Source organism: Pseudomonas wuhanensis, from assembly GCF_030687395.1.
Classification (GTDB): domain Bacteria; phylum Pseudomonadota; class Gammaproteobacteria; order Pseudomonadales; family Pseudomonadaceae; genus Aquipseudomonas; species Aquipseudomonas wuhanensis.
In genome coordinates this window covers 221,005-234,442 of sequence record NZ_CP117430.1, presented here as the reverse complement: position 1 = coordinate 234,442, position 13,438 = coordinate 221,005, and the positions used below count along the sequence as shown (strand labels likewise).

13 protein-coding genes are annotated in these 13,438 nt (G+C 60.2%); 9 read left to right on the top strand and 4 right to left on the bottom strand.

What is annotated here, in order from left to right; genetic code table 11:
• Positions 1-205: 205 nt before the first annotated feature.
• A complete protein-coding gene (locus PSH88_RS01035) occupies positions 206-1,699 on the top strand; it encodes an aldehyde dehydrogenase (protein WP_305424544.1) in 1,494 nt (497 codons plus the stop codon).
• Positions 1,700-1,882: 183 nt separating this feature from the next.
• A complete protein-coding gene (locus PSH88_RS01030; RefSeq protein ID WP_305424543.1) occupies positions 1,883-3,028 on the top strand; it encodes an MFS transporter in 1,146 nt (381 codons plus the stop codon).
• A 75-nt stretch (positions 3,029-3,103) separates the two neighbouring features.
• Here the strand turns inward: PSH88_RS01030 and PSH88_RS01025 are convergent, their stop codons facing one another.
• Both PSH88_RS01025 and PSH88_RS01020 read right to left on the bottom strand, forming a co-directional pair.
• Positions 3,104-4,684, bottom strand: a complete 1,581-nt coding sequence (locus PSH88_RS01025) for a phospholipase D family protein (protein WP_305424542.1) — start codon at positions 4,682-4,684, stop codon at positions 3,104-3,106.
• A 56-nt stretch (positions 4,685-4,740) separates the two neighbouring features.
• Entirely contained in the window at positions 4,741-6,162 is a 1,422-nt protein-coding gene (locus PSH88_RS01020) for an aminotransferase-like domain-containing protein (RefSeq protein ID WP_305424541.1), read from the bottom strand.
• A gap of 179 nt (positions 6,163-6,341) precedes the next feature.
• Between PSH88_RS01020 and PSH88_RS01015 the strand changes: the two genes are divergently transcribed.
• Positions 6,342-6,587, top strand: coding sequence for a DUF1127 domain-containing protein (locus tag PSH88_RS01015; RefSeq protein ID WP_305424540.1), 246 nt, complete (start codon positions 6,342-6,344; stop codon positions 6,585-6,587).
• Positions 6,588-6,731: 144 nt separating this feature from the next.
• Here PSH88_RS01015 and PSH88_RS01010 read toward each other — a convergent pair whose 3' ends face one another.
• Positions 6,732-8,045, bottom strand: coding sequence for an NAD(P)/FAD-dependent oxidoreductase (locus PSH88_RS01010; protein ID WP_305424538.1), 1,314 nt, complete (start codon positions 8,043-8,045; stop codon positions 6,732-6,734).
• Between the two features lie 148 nt (positions 8,046-8,193).
• Here PSH88_RS01010 and PSH88_RS01005 point away from each other — a divergent pair, with 148 nt between their 5' ends.
• Positions 8,194-8,547, top strand: a complete 354-nt coding sequence (locus tag PSH88_RS01005; protein ID WP_007894729.1) for a YkgJ family cysteine cluster protein — start codon at positions 8,194-8,196, stop codon at positions 8,545-8,547.
• A 124-nt stretch (positions 8,548-8,671) separates the two neighbouring features.
• On the opposite strand, the gene PSH88_RS01000 is transcribed toward PSH88_RS01005, so the two are convergent.
• The gene (locus PSH88_RS01000; RefSeq protein WP_003206849.1) at positions 8,672-9,160 is read right to left on the bottom strand and encodes an Lrp/AsnC ligand binding domain-containing protein; all 489 of its coding nucleotides are present in this window, start codon (positions 9,158-9,160) and stop codon (positions 8,672-8,674) included.
• A gap of 156 nt (positions 9,161-9,316) precedes the next feature.
• Between PSH88_RS01000 and dadA the strand changes: the two genes are divergently transcribed.
• The 5 genes from dadA (at position 9,317) to PSH88_RS00975 (ending at position 13,390) form a co-directional block, all read left to right on the top strand.
• Positions 9,317-10,621 carry a D-amino acid dehydrogenase gene (dadA, locus tag PSH88_RS00995; RefSeq protein ID WP_305424537.1) on the top strand — a complete coding sequence of 435 codons (1,305 nt, stop codon included), beginning with the start codon at positions 9,317-9,319 and terminating at the stop codon, positions 10,619-10,621.
• Positions 10,593-10,946 (top strand): RidA family protein, encoded by a 354-nt coding sequence (locus PSH88_RS00990; RefSeq protein ID WP_007894740.1) that lies wholly within the window; start codon positions 10,593-10,595, stop codon positions 10,944-10,946. Before dadA ends, PSH88_RS00990 begins: the two co-directional genes overlap by 29 nt.
• Before the next feature lie 97 nt (positions 10,947-11,043).
• Entirely contained in the window at positions 11,044-12,117 is a 1,074-nt protein-coding gene (alr, locus tag PSH88_RS00985; RefSeq protein ID WP_305424536.1) for an alanine racemase, read from the top strand.
• A gap of 128 nt (positions 12,118-12,245) precedes the next feature.
• Entirely contained in the window at positions 12,246-12,794 is a 549-nt protein-coding gene (locus PSH88_RS00980) for a cupin domain-containing protein (RefSeq protein ID WP_305424535.1), read from the top strand.
• A 170-nt stretch (positions 12,795-12,964) separates the two neighbouring features.
• Positions 12,965-13,390, top strand: a complete 426-nt coding sequence (locus tag PSH88_RS00975) for a c-type cytochrome (protein WP_305424534.1) — start codon at positions 12,965-12,967, stop codon at positions 13,388-13,390.
• The last annotated feature ends 48 nt before the right edge of the window (positions 13,391-13,438 follow it).

The window sequence follows — 13,438 nt, the reverse complement described above, 5'->3', positions numbered from 1 at the left end:
GCTGGAAAATTGAAAGTCTATGTTTATTAAAATGAACATCGCAAGGCCGTTTGCCAGCCTTGTGTCAAATATATTGAAACTTCACCGGCCGCTGGTTTAGGGTAATGGTTGCCTTGAGCCGAAAAGCAGGCTGGCCGGGCAGAATTCCTGACAGCACCCGCATAGAACGCGGGGCACTCGTATTCAATAAGAGGAGGACACTCGAATGACCACCCTGACTCGTGCCGACTGGGAACAACGGGCTCGCGATCTGAAGATCGAAGGCCGCGCCTACATCAATGGTGAATACACCGATGCCGTCTCCGGTGAGACCTTCGAGTGCATCAGCCCGGTCGATGGCCGTCTGCTGGGCAAGATTGCCAGCTGTGACGCCGCCGACGCCCAACGCGCCGTGGACAACGCCCGCGCCACTTTCAATACCGGCGCCTGGTCGCGCCTGGCGCCGACCAAACGCAAAGCCACCATGATTCGTTTTGCCGGCCTGCTGAAACAGCACGCCGAAGAGCTGGCGCTGCTCGAAACCCTGGACATGGGCAAGCCGATCAGCGATTCCCTGTACATCGATGTTCCAGGCGCGGCGCAAGCCCTGAGCTGGAGCGGTGAAGCCATCGACAAGCTCTACGACGAAGTCGCTGCTACCCCGCACGATCAACTGGGGCTGGTGACTCGCGAGCCGGTCGGTGTGGTTGGTGCGATCGTGCCGTGGAACTTCCCGTTGATGATGGCTTGCTGGAAGCTCGGCCCGGCGCTGTCCACCGGTAACTCGGTGATCCTCAAGCCTTCCGAAAAATCGCCGCTGACTGCCATTCGCATTGCGGCTCTGGCCGTTGAAGCCGGTATTCCGAAAGGTGTGCTGAACGTGCTGCCGGGTTACGGTCACACCGTCGGCAAGGCCCTGGCCCTGCACAACGACGTCGACACCCTGGTGTTCACCGGGTCGACCAAGATCGCCAAGCAACTGCTGATCTACTCCGGCGAATCGAACATGAAGCGCGTCTGGCTCGAAGCCGGTGGCAAGAGCCCGAACATCGTGTTCGCCGATGCGCCGGACCTGCAAGCCGCCGCCGAAGCCGCTGCCGGCGCCATTGCCTTTAACCAGGGCGAAGTCTGCACCGCTGGTTCGCGTCTGCTGGTCGAGCGTTCGATCAAGGACAAGTTCCTGCCGCTGGTGATCGAGGCCCTGAAAACCTGGAAGCCGGGCAACCCGCTGGACCCGGCAACCAATGTCGGTGCGTTGGTGGATACCCAGCAGATGAACACTGTGCTGTCCTACATTGAGTCCGGTCACACCGATGGCGCCAAACTGGTGGTGGGCGGCAAGCGCATTCTTCAGGAAACCGGTGGCACTTACGTTGAGCCGACGATTTTCGATGGCGTGAGCAACGCGATGAAAATTGCTCAGGAAGAGATCTTCGGTCCGGTGTTGTCGGTCATCACCTTCGACAGCGCTGAAGAAGCCATCCAGATCGCCAACGACACACCTTACGGTCTGGCCGCTGCGGTCTGGACCGCCGACATTTCCAAGGCTCACCTGACTGCCAAGGCTTTGCGTGCCGGTAGCGTGTGGGTCAATCAATACGACGGCGGCGACATGACCGCACCGTTCGGTGGCTTCAAACAATCCGGCAACGGTCGCGACAAATCGCTGCACGCGTTCGACAAATACACTGAGCTGAAGGCGACCTGGATCAAGTTGTAAGTCAGTAAGGGAGCCCGATTGAACATCGGGCTCTGAAGGACACAGATCCCCTGTGGGAGCGGGCTTGCCCGTGATAGCAATCTGACAGCCAACCTCTATGTTGAATGTTAAGACGCCATCGCGGGCAAGCCCGCTCCCACAGTGTTTTGCGCTGCACATAAAATATCCACAGGAGCGTGGAACATGCGTTGGGCGACTTATTTCGCCGTGTTGGCGTCTGTCTTGAGTGTTGGCCTGGCCTTGGGTGTCAGCATGCCGTTGGTGTCGTTACGCCTGGAAGGCTGGGGCTACGGCTCGTTCGCGATCGGTGTGATGGCGGCAATGCCGGCCATTGGGGTATTGCTGGGGGCGAAAATCTCCAGCCACCTCGCGGCCCGTCTTGGAACGGCCAATCTGATGCGCCTGTGTCTGTGGGCCGGTGCGGTATCTATCGGCTTGCTGGCAGTGTGGCCGAGCTATCCGGTCTGGCTGGCGCTGCGGTTGATGATCGGGGTGATCCTGACCCTCGTCTTCATCCTCGGCGAAAGCTGGATCAACCAACTGGTGGTCGAGCAATGGCGCGGTCGGCTGGTGGCGTTGTATGGCAGTAGCTATGCGCTGAGTCAGCTGGCCGGGCCGTTACTGTTGGGTGTGTTGGGCACCGAGCACGATTACGGCTTCTGGGTCGGAGTCGGTTTGCTGATGACGTCACCGTTCCTGCTGCTGGGCCGCGGCGGCGCACCCTCCAGTGAAGCTTGTAGCGTAACCCTCGGTGATTTGTTGACCTTCTGCCGCGGCTTGCCGGCAATTGCCTGGGCAGTGTCGCTGTTCGCTGCGTTCGAAGCGATGATCCTGACTTTGCTGCCGGTCTATTGTCTGCGTCAGGGCTTCACCACGGAAATCGCCTTGGCGATGGTCAGCACGGTGGTGGTGGGTGATGCCTTGCTGCAATTGCCGATTGGCGCGCTGGCTGATCGCTTGTCGCGGCGTACGCTATTCACCGGCTGTGCGATGCTCTTGTTGCTGTCGAGCCTGGCGATTCCATTGCTGATCGACACGCTACTGATCTGGCCGCTTTGGGTGTTGTTTGGCGCCAGTGCCGGCGGTTTGTTCACCTTGTCGCTGATCCTGATCGGCGAGCGTTATCGCGACGATGCGCTGGTGCGGGCCAATGCCCACATCGCACAGCTATGGGGAATTGGTTGCCTGATCGGGCCCTTGGCAGCCGGTGCCGGAAGCCAGTGGATCAGCGGGCATGCCTTGCCGTTACTGATGGCGGCGGGCGCGTTGGGGCTGGTGATTCTGGTGTCGCGGCAAGGGGCGTTTGGCACGGTTGCCGAACCGGCCTGAGCGCTGCACAAACCTGTGGTGAGAGGGCTTGTCTGTGGTCAGAGAGCTCGCCACAATTGATCACCAGACTCCTGACTACAGCATCTTCTCTAGGCCAACCATGCTGCTGAGCCATGAATTGAAGTGTCGCCACCAACCTCCCGGTTCTTTGGTCAATGTGTGCTGCTTGCCGTCATCTTCGGTGACCCAGACGATCTGACCCTTCTCCAGCCGGGCCTGATAGCTGAGGGCGGGCGCCATGCCCTCCAGTGCCAGTTCGCGCACCCGCCCGGCGAGCTGTGGGTTGTCCACCAGTACCCCGACTTCGGTGTTCCACAGTACCGAGCGAGGGTCGAAATTGAACGAGCCGATGAAGGCTTTCTGTCGGTCGAAAATCATCGCCTTGCTGTGCAGGCTGGAGTCGGAGCTTTGGTAGGAGCTGCTCCTGCTGTGAAACAGTCTCGGTCCGCTGCCGCTGTCACCGTTGTCGCCGGGCTGGCGGCGTAATTCGAACAGTTGCACGCCGTGCTCCAGCAAGGCTTTGCGATAGGGTGCGTAACCACCATGTGTGGCCGGTACATCGGTGGCTTCCAGTGAGTTGGTCAGCAAACTCACCGACACGCCGGCATCGGCGCGACCGGTCAGGTACACCAGCCCCGGTTCGCCGGGCACGATGTAAGCCGAGACCATGATCAGCTCCTTGCTGACCCCATTGAGCTCGGGCGCCAACTGGGTGGTCAGTTGCAAGTGCGGAGCCGGCTCGCCCTTGGACAGTACCTTGCTCGGTGCGTCCCACAGCGCCTGGTTCCACGCCCAGATCAGTTCCCGGCGCCAGACATCCAGGCGCGGGTGAGTGGTGTAGGCCATCAGCTGTTGATAGAGCGCGTGATTCTGTTTGCGCGTTTCCTCCAGGGATTCGTCCAGTCGGGTCCGGGTGTTTTTCAGATCCCTGGCTGTCGGCTTGGTCGAGAGAAACTGCTCGATCGGCTTGCTCAAGGCGCTGTTCCAGTACTGGTCGAAGCTGTGCCCCAACTGCTCTGCAACCGGGCCGACACTGAGCATGTCGATGTCGGTGAAATTGAGGTTGGGTTCGGCATCGAAATATTCGTCCCCCAGGTTGCGCCCGCCAACGATCGCCGCGCTGTTGTCCGCGACCCACAGTTTGTTATGCATGCGCCGATGTTGCTGCGACAGGTTGAAGAACCGGCCCATGGTTCGCGTAACGACGGTGCTGCGGCCCAGGTGCAGCGGATTGAATACGCGGATCTGAATCTTCGGATGCGCGGCGAGAGTCGCGATGATCCGGTCCAGACCATCGCTGGTGGTGTCGTCGAGCAGAATCCGCACCCGCACGCCGCGGTCGGCGGCCTTGAGCAGCTCGCTCACCAGTATTCGTGTGCTGATGCCGTCATGGACGATGTAGTACTGCAGATCGAGGCTGCTTTGGGCGTTGCGAATCAGCTCGGCACGAACGGTGAAGGCCTCGGCGCTATCGGAGAGCAGGCGAAAGCCCGATTGGCCCTGATGGGGGGCAGCCTGTGCCTGGATCGAACGGCCGAACGCCGAATTGGCCGCCGGCAGGGCCTGACTCGGTTCGCGAGGGACATTGAGTGTTGTACAGCCACCCAGGAACGAGGCGAGTAACAGAAGAGCAAGCAGGGGCTGTCTGATTCTCACGGAGCGTATTCCGGGTGGTGGCGGTTAGCATATGGACGCCGCACCCCGAAGAAAGGTCAGTCGGTTTCCGCCAGCAGTTTGATCGCTGTCGCACCGACCTTTCGTACTGCTTCTTCGATCTGCGGGGTTGTTTTGGCAGCGTAGTTCATCCGCAGGCAATTGCGGTACTTGCCCGAGGCGGAAAAGATACTGCCGACAGCAATCTGTACGCCTTGATCATGCAGCGCCCGATTGAGTTTCAGGGTGTCGAAGCCCTCCGGCAGTTCAACCCACAGCATGAAGCTGCCTTGCGGACGGCTGGCTCGGGTGCCGACGGGGAAATAGCGGGTCACCCAGTCGATCATCGCGTCGCGATTGCGCTGGTATTGCGTGCGCATCCGCCGCAAATGTGGTTCGAAGTGCCCGGCCTTGAGAAATTCGGCAATCGCAATTTGCGGTTGCGGCGCGGTGGAGCCGGTGCTGATGTACTTCATGTGCAGCACCCGTTCCAGATAACGGCCCGGTGCGACCCAACCAATGCGCAGGCCCGGTGCCAGGGTCTTGGAAAAAGAACTGCAGAGCAGGACGCGGCCGTCTTCGTCGAAGGATTTGATCGTGCGCGGGCGCGGGTAGGTGTAGGCCAGCTCGCCATACACATCGTCCTCGATAATCGCCACGTCGAAACGCTGTGCGAGCGTCAACAGCGCACGTTTGCGCGACTCCGGCATGATGTAGCCCAGCGGGTTGTTGCAGTTGGGGGTCAACTGTATGGCTTTGATCGGCCATTGCTCCAACGCCAGTTCCAAAGCATCGAGGCTGATGCCGGTGAGCGGGTCGGTGGGGATTTCCAGGGCTTTCATGCCCAGGCCCTTGAGCGTCTGCATGGCGCCGTGAAAGCTTGGCGAATCCACGGCGACGATATCACCCGGCTCGCAGATGGCGCGGATGCTGGTGGACAGCGCTTCATGGCAACCGGTAGTGACCACCAGATCGTTGGCGCTCAACTGGCAGCCGGAATCGAGCATCAGGCGAGCGATTTGCTCACGCAATTCAAGGGTGCCGTAGATGTTGTCGTAATACAGGCCGGGCATGTCCTGACGACGGCTGATTCGCGCCAGGTTGCGCAGCAGCGGTTTCATGGTCGGCGTGGTGATGTCCGGCATGCCGCGACCCAGTTGCACGACGTCCTTGCGCGGTACGGCGCGGATCAGTTCCAGCACCTGATCCCACTGCGAAATATCCACCGGTCGCTGGGCCGGCCGGCCAACCACTGGCAACTCTGGCAGTTCGCGACTCACGGGCACGAAGTAGCCGGACTTGGGTTTGGGCATCGCCAGACCAACGTCTTCCAGCACTCGATAGGCCTGCTGCACTGTGCTCAGGCTGACCCCGTGTTCGACACTCAGCGCCCGCACCGAGGGCAACCGGTCGCCGGGGCGATAGAAGCCCTGTTCGATACGCGTGCCGAGCAATTCGGCGAGGTTGACGTAAAGGGTCATGACGCAGTCTCGGTATGGGTGATTGGGTTAACCAGTACAGATGGGGCAAAAATATGTGATTCAGAGGCTGAAACGGAAAATCTGTATGGAATTAATACACCATCGTTGAATCTGTAATGCTTTTTGCCGTCCGCGCATCATGAAAGCTCTGGCTACCCAAGTAAACAGGAGCGACGAAAATGAACGGCTTGAGCGATGTGCGGCTGACGTTACACAGTCAGGAACTGGCGGCAGGGCAAAAAAACGGCGCACGCGAGGCGGTCATGCGCAACGCACCGTCTGGCCTGGGTCGCTGGGGCCTGTTCTGGCATCGTCTGCACACGCGCAAGGCGTTGCTGACGCTGACACCGGAGCAGTTGAGGGATGTAGGGCTGAGTCGGGAGCAGGCGTTGGAGGAGGGGCTTAAATCGTTTTGGCGGATTTGAGTTCCAGGGCGCTCTTACGGGCCTCATCGCGGGCAAGCCCGCTCCCACAGGGATTGGCGGTGAACACAATTCTTGTGAATACCAGCGACCATTGTGGGAGCGGGCTTGCCCGCGATGAGGCCCGTAAGAACGCCAACTAACCGATCAGACCAACTCCTTCATCCGATGCCAAAGCATCCCCAACGCCAACAACGGCGAACGCAAATGTTTGCCGCCGGGGAACGTGATATGCGGCACCTTGGCAAACAGATCGAACCCTCCACTCTGCTGACCGCTGATGGCCTCAGCCAACAACTTGCCCGCCAGATGCGTGGCGTTCACCCCATGGCCGGAATAGGCCTGGGCGTAATACACATTCGGCTGTTCCTTGAGCCGGCCGATCTGCGGCAGGCGATTGGCGCCGATGCCAATCATCCCACCCCATTGATAGTCGATTTTCACCCCGGCCAGTTGTGGGAACACCGCCAGCATCTTCGGTCGCATGTACGTGGCGATGTCTTTCGGGTCGCGTCCTGAATAATGGCAGGCGCCGCCGAACAGCAAGCGTCGGTCCGCCGAGAGTCGGTAGTAATCCAGCGCCACCCGTTGATCGCAGACCGCCATGTTTTGCGGCAACAGCGCGTGGGCCTGTTCTTCGCTCAAGGGTTGCGTGGCGATGATGTAACTGCCGGCGGGCAGCACCTTGCCGCCGAGTTGCGGATTGAGATCGTTGAGGTAGGCGTTGCAACCCAGTACCAGCGTCTTCGCGCGAACCGAGCCCTGGGCGGTGTGTACCTTGACCTCGGGGCCGTAATCAATACGGGTCACTGCCGATTGCTCAAATAGCTTCGCGCCCAATTGCCGGGCGGCGGCCGCTTCGCCGAGTGCCAGGTTCAAGGGGTGCAGATGCCCGGAGCCCATGTCGATCAAGCCACCGACATAGCGATCGGAACCCACCACGCTGTGCATTTCATTGGCTTGCAGCAAACGGGTTTCGTAACGGTAACCGAGGCTGCGCAGCTCGGTGGCGTCTTCGGCGAAGCCTTCCAGGTCGTGAGCTTTGTTGGCGAGGTCGCAGTAGCCCCAGGTCAGGTCGCAAGGGATCTGAAAACGCTCGATCCGCTGTCGGACGATTTCCACCGCTTCCAGGCCCATCAGTTTCATCTGACGCACACCGTCGACGCCGATCACGTTGGCGAACTGGTCGAGGCCATGTCCGACGCCGCGAATCAATTGCCCGCCATTGCGTCCGCTGGCGCCCCAACCAATCTTGTGCGCTTCCAGCAACACCACGCGCAAGCCTCGCTCGGCCAATTCGAGGGCGGTGTTCAGCCCGGAGAACCCGCCTCCCACCACGCACACGTCCGCAACCAGCTCACCTGTGAGCACCGCAAGATCGGGCTGCGGCAGGCTGCTGGCGGCGTAATAAGAGGCCGCGTGTTGATGGCTCGGGGCAGGTTGCTGAACGGGGGCGTTCATGTGCGTCATCCTGAGTTCGTGTGTTTGAAAAAGTTGACGGAGCATAAGCCGCCGCTTCGGACCCGGGCAACACCGGTCGGTCGATGCTGTCTGGATCGGGGTTTTTGCGTCAGAATCCCGGTCTATTTCGCATTCGGTCACCGCTTCGATGAGTTGCAACAGTCAGAAAATTCGCACGCTGCGCCAGCAGATTCCCTCTTTCGAGTGCGTGCCCGGCTGCCATGACTGCTGTGGGCCGGTGACCACCTCGCCCGAAGAAATGTCCCGCCTGCCGCGCAAGACCCGGGCCGAGCAGGATGCGGCGATGGATGAACTCAACTGCGTCCATCTGGGCCCCAACGGCTGCACGGTATATGACGAACGACCGTTGATCTGTCGGCTGTTCGGCACCACCAAGACGTTGCCATGCCCCAACGGGCGGCGACCGGTGGAACTGATCCATCCGCGGGTCGAGAAGCAGATTCATGAGTACATGGCTTCTACCCGACAGGTGTTGGTCTGACTGTTGCGTAAGTCAGACTCACTGAGTCGACCCCATCGCGGGCAAGCCCGCTCCCACAAGATCGGCGCAACACCTGTGGGAGCGGGCTTGCCCGCGATGGGGCCCGGACATGCACCACAAAGCCTCAATCCGGAATCGGCAGGTTCAAGCTCTCTTTCACTTCTTCCATCACGATATAGCTCTTGGATTCGCGCACATGCGGCAGCTTGAGCAGGATGTCGCCCAGCAGCTTGCGGTACGAGGCCATCTCGGAAATCCGTGCTTTCACCAGGTAATCGAAGTCCCCTGACACCAAATGGCATTCCAGTACGTGGGGCAGTTTCAGCACCGCGCGTCGGAACTCTTCGAAAGTATCGCCGGATTTGTAGTCGAGGCTGATCTCGACGAACACCAGCAGGCTACCCTTGAGGTGCTGCGGGTTCAGGCGGGCGTTATAGCCCATGATGATCCCTTCGCGCTCCAGGCGCCGTACCCGCTCGGTGCAGGGCGTGGTGGAGAGGCCGACCTTTTCCCCCAGTTCGGTGAAGGAAATGCGCCCGTCCGCTTGCAGGATCCGCAGGATGTTGCGGTCGATCTTGTCCAGCTCACGTTTGGTCTGTGTGTTGGTCCGCATAGGGGATGCGCCTCCGTGAAAAGGGTTTTTGCCGAGAATTGTCGCCAAATATAGGCACTTATATAGTGAAAAGCACTGGCTAATCTTTTTTAAACTGCCCACATCTTCGGTCTGCACAATAAACGTCAGCGGTAAGCCGCGATGAGGGATATGAAAATGCGCGTTCTGGTCTTGGGTAGCGGCGTCATCGGTACCGCCAGTGCCTATTATCTGGCACGAGCCGGCTTTGAAGTGACGGTCGTGGACCGTCAGCCAGCGCCGGCCATGGAAACCAGTTTCGCCAACGCCGGGCAGGTTTCGCCGGGTTATGCCTCGCCGTGGGCCGCGCCGGGCGTGCCGCTCAAAGCCATCAAGTGGCTGTTGCAGCGTCACGCGCCATTGGCGATCAAGGCCACCGCCGACATCGACCAATACCTGTGGATGGCGCAGATGTTGCGCAACTGCACCGCCAGTCGTTACGCGGTGAACAAGGAGCGCATGGTGCGCCTGTCAGAGTACAGCCGTGACTGCCTCGACGAATTACGCGCCGAAACCGGCATTGCCTACGAAGGCCGCAGCCTCGGAACTACCCAACTGTTCCGCACCCAGGCGCAGCTCGATGGCGCCGCCAAAGACATCGCCGTGCTGAAAGAGTCCGGCGTGCCGTTCGAACTGCTCGATCGCGCCGGTATTGCCCGGGTCGAACCGGCCCTGGCCAGTGTCACCGACATCCTCGCCGGTGCCTTGCGCCTGCCAAACGACCAGACCGGCGACTGCCAGATATTCACCACCCGCCTGGCCGAAATGGCTACGAAACTGGGTGTGGAATTCCGTTTCGGCCAGGACATTCAGCGCCTCGACTTCGCCGGTGATCGCATCAACGGCGTGTGGATCGACGGCAAGCTGGAAACCGCCGACCGCTACGTGCTGGCGCTGGGCAGTTACTCGCCGCAATTGCTCAAGCCGTTGGGCATTAAGGCCCCGGTGTACCCACTCAAGGGTTACTCGCTGACCGTGCCGATCATCAACCCGGCGATGGCCCCGACGTCGACCATTCTCGACGAGACCTACAAGGTCGCGATCACTCGTTTCGACAACCGCATCCGCGTTGGTGGCATGGCGGAAATAGCCGGTTTTGACCTGTCGTTGAACCCGCGTCGACGCGAAACCCTGGAGATGATCGTCAACGACCTTTATCCTCAGGGCGGCAATCTCGCCGAGGCGAGTTTCTGGACCGGCCTGCGTCCGACCACCCCGGATGGCACGCCGATTGTCGGTGCCACGCCATTCAAAAACCTGTTCTTGAACACGGGCCACGGCACACTCGGCTGGACCATGGCCTGTGGCTCCGGTCGTTTGCTGGCTGACCTGATGGCGAAAAGAACGCCACAGATCAGCGCCGAAGGCCTCGATATTTCCCGTTATGGCAACAAATTTCAGGAGTCCGCAAAACATGTCAATCCAGCGCCAGCTCACCAATGAGCGTATGAGCCAGATCGTTGTCCACAACAGTACCGTGTATCTGGCAGGGCAGGTCGGCGATGACATGAGCGCCGGGATTGAACAGCAGACCCGTGAAACCCTCGCCAACATCGAGCGCTTGCTGGATCTGGCCGGGACCGACAAGAACCGTCTGCTGTCGGTGACGATTTACCTGAAAGACATCGATGCGCACTTCGCAGGCATGAATTCGGTGTGGGACCAGTGGCTGCCAAAAGGCGTCGCCCCGGCTCGCGCGACGGTCGAATCGAAGCTGTGCGAACCGCAAATCCTGGTCGAGCTGTCGGTTGTTGCCGCGCTGCCATAACGCTCAGCCAGAAAGATCCCTCTCCCGGCGCTGTTGGCGGTTCACGCTGTCAGCCAGCGCCGGTTTTTTTCAAATGACCGACTAGAAGTCTGCCGCCATGCGTCCAGCCCGTGCCCTGATCGACCTTCAAGCCCTGCGCCACAACTACCGGATCGCTCGTGAAGTCACGGGGGCCCGTGCCCTCGCGGTGATCAAGGCCGATGCCTATGGTCATGGCGCGGTACGCTGCGCCCAGGCGCTGGAAGCCGAGGCGGACGGGTTTGCCGTGGCGTGCATCGAAGAAGCGTTGGAGCTGCGCGCCGCCGGCATTCGTGCGCCGGTGTTGCTGCTGGAAGGTTTTTTCGAAGCCGATGAGCTGGCGCTGATCGTCGAGCACGACTTCTGGTGCGTGGTGCATTCGCTGTGGCAGCTCGAAGCCATCGAACAAGCCGCGCTGAGCAAACCGATCACGGTATGGCTCAAGCTCGACTCGGGCATGCATCGGGTTGGCTTGCACCCGGCGGATTATCAGGCGGCCTATCAACGGCTGCTGGCCAGCGGCAAAGTGGCGAAGATCGTGTTGATGAGTCACTTCGCCCGCGCCGATGAGCTGCATTGCCAGACCAGCACCGAGCAGGTCGCGGTGTTCGAGGCGGCGCGGCAGGGGTTGGCGGCCGAAATCAGCCTGCGTAACTCGCCGGCGGTGCTCGGTTGGCCGCAGATTCCGAGCGATTGGGTGCGCCCGGGCATCATGCTCTATGGCGCGACGCCGTTCGAAGAGGCCAATGCCGTGGCGTCCCGCCTGCAACCGGTGATGACCCTGGAATCGAAAGTGATTTGCGTGCGTGAACTGCCGGCCGGCGAGCCGATTGGTTATGGCGCGAAATTCATTACCCCCAAACCGATGCGTGTGGGCGTGGTGGCGATGGGGTACGCCGACGGTTATCCGCGTCAGGCACCGAGCGGCACGCCGGTGCTGGTGGCCGGGCAGCGCAGTCAGTTGCTGGGGCGGGTATCGATGGACATGCTCTGCGTCGACCTGACCGACGTACCGCAAGCCGGCCTTGGTTCGCCCGTGGAGTTGTGGGGCAAAAATATCCTCGCCAGTGACGTCGCGACCGCCGCCGACACGATTCCTTATCAGATATTCTGCAACCTGCGTCGGGTACCGCTGCTCTATTCCGGGGCCTGACAAACAGCGCTCCCGACCGAAAGTCGCTTCGCCAGGCTGGATTCAGGCCCAAGTGTTGTAAATACTGAACGCTGTCGCCATGATAACGCTCAATATTCCTGCAACCTGAATCCCTGGAGGCGCAAGCATTGGACGTCGGTGAACGACTGCAATCGATCCGTAAGCTCAAAGGTCTTTCCCAGCGTGAGCTCGCCAAACGCGCGGGTGTTACCAACAGCACCATTTCGATGATCGAGAAGAACAGCGTCAGCCCCTCGATCAGTTCGCTGAGGAAGGTACTGGGCGGGATTCCCATGTCCATGGTCGAGTTCTTTTCCGAAGAAATCCTGCAGGAAAAACCGACTCAGATCGTCTACAAAGCCCACGAGCTGATCGATATTTCCGATGGGGCAGTGACCATGAAACTGGTCGGTCGGGCTCACCCGAGCCGGGCTATCGCGTTCCTCAACGAAATCTACCCGCCAGGCGCCGATACCGGTGACGAGATGCTCACCCATGAGGGTGAGGAAACCGGGATACTGGTGGAAGGGCGGCTGGAACTGGTGGTCGGGCTCGAAACATTTGTGCTCGAAGCCGGTGATAGCTACTACTTTGAAAGTACCAAGCCGCACCGCTTCCGTAATCCGTTCGATACCCCGGCGCGACTAATCAGCGCAGCTACCCCAGCGAATTTTTAAGAGAAGAGGCGTCCTGCCCGGATTGTGGAGACGCCCATGCCGTATTCCCATTCCACGACAAGACCCCTTCGACTTTGGGGTTGTTTCAGTGTGGCGGGCTTACCGCTATACTTGCGCCCGCCTGCGAACCGTGGCCGTGGGCGTGACTAGCCACCATTGAGGGTGAACGCGTGAATCTAATTATGAAAATGCTGGCCGTACCAGCAACCGTATTGGCCCTTTGGGCAGTCAGCGCACAAGCAGCGACCAACGACGATATTGCTAAACGTCTTGAACCTGTCGGCCAGGTCTGTGTGCAGGGCAAAGAGTGCAAGGGAATGGAAGTCGCTGCTTCTGCGGGTGGTGGTGATGCCAAAACCCCTGACTCGGTGATTGCAAAACATTGCGGCGCTTGCCACACCGCTGGTGTATTGGGCGCGCCGAAAATCGGTGATGCCGCGGCCTGGGGCGAGCGCGCCAAGAAAGAGGGCGGCCTTGACGGCTTGCTGGCCAAAGCAATCTCTGGCATCAATGCGATGCCACCAAAAGGCACCTGCGCCGACTGCTCTGATGACGATCTCAAGGGCGCCATCCAGAAGATGTCCGGCCTGAAATAAGCCCGTCTTCAACGAAAAGCCGCTTTCGAGCGGCTTTTTTGTGCCTGC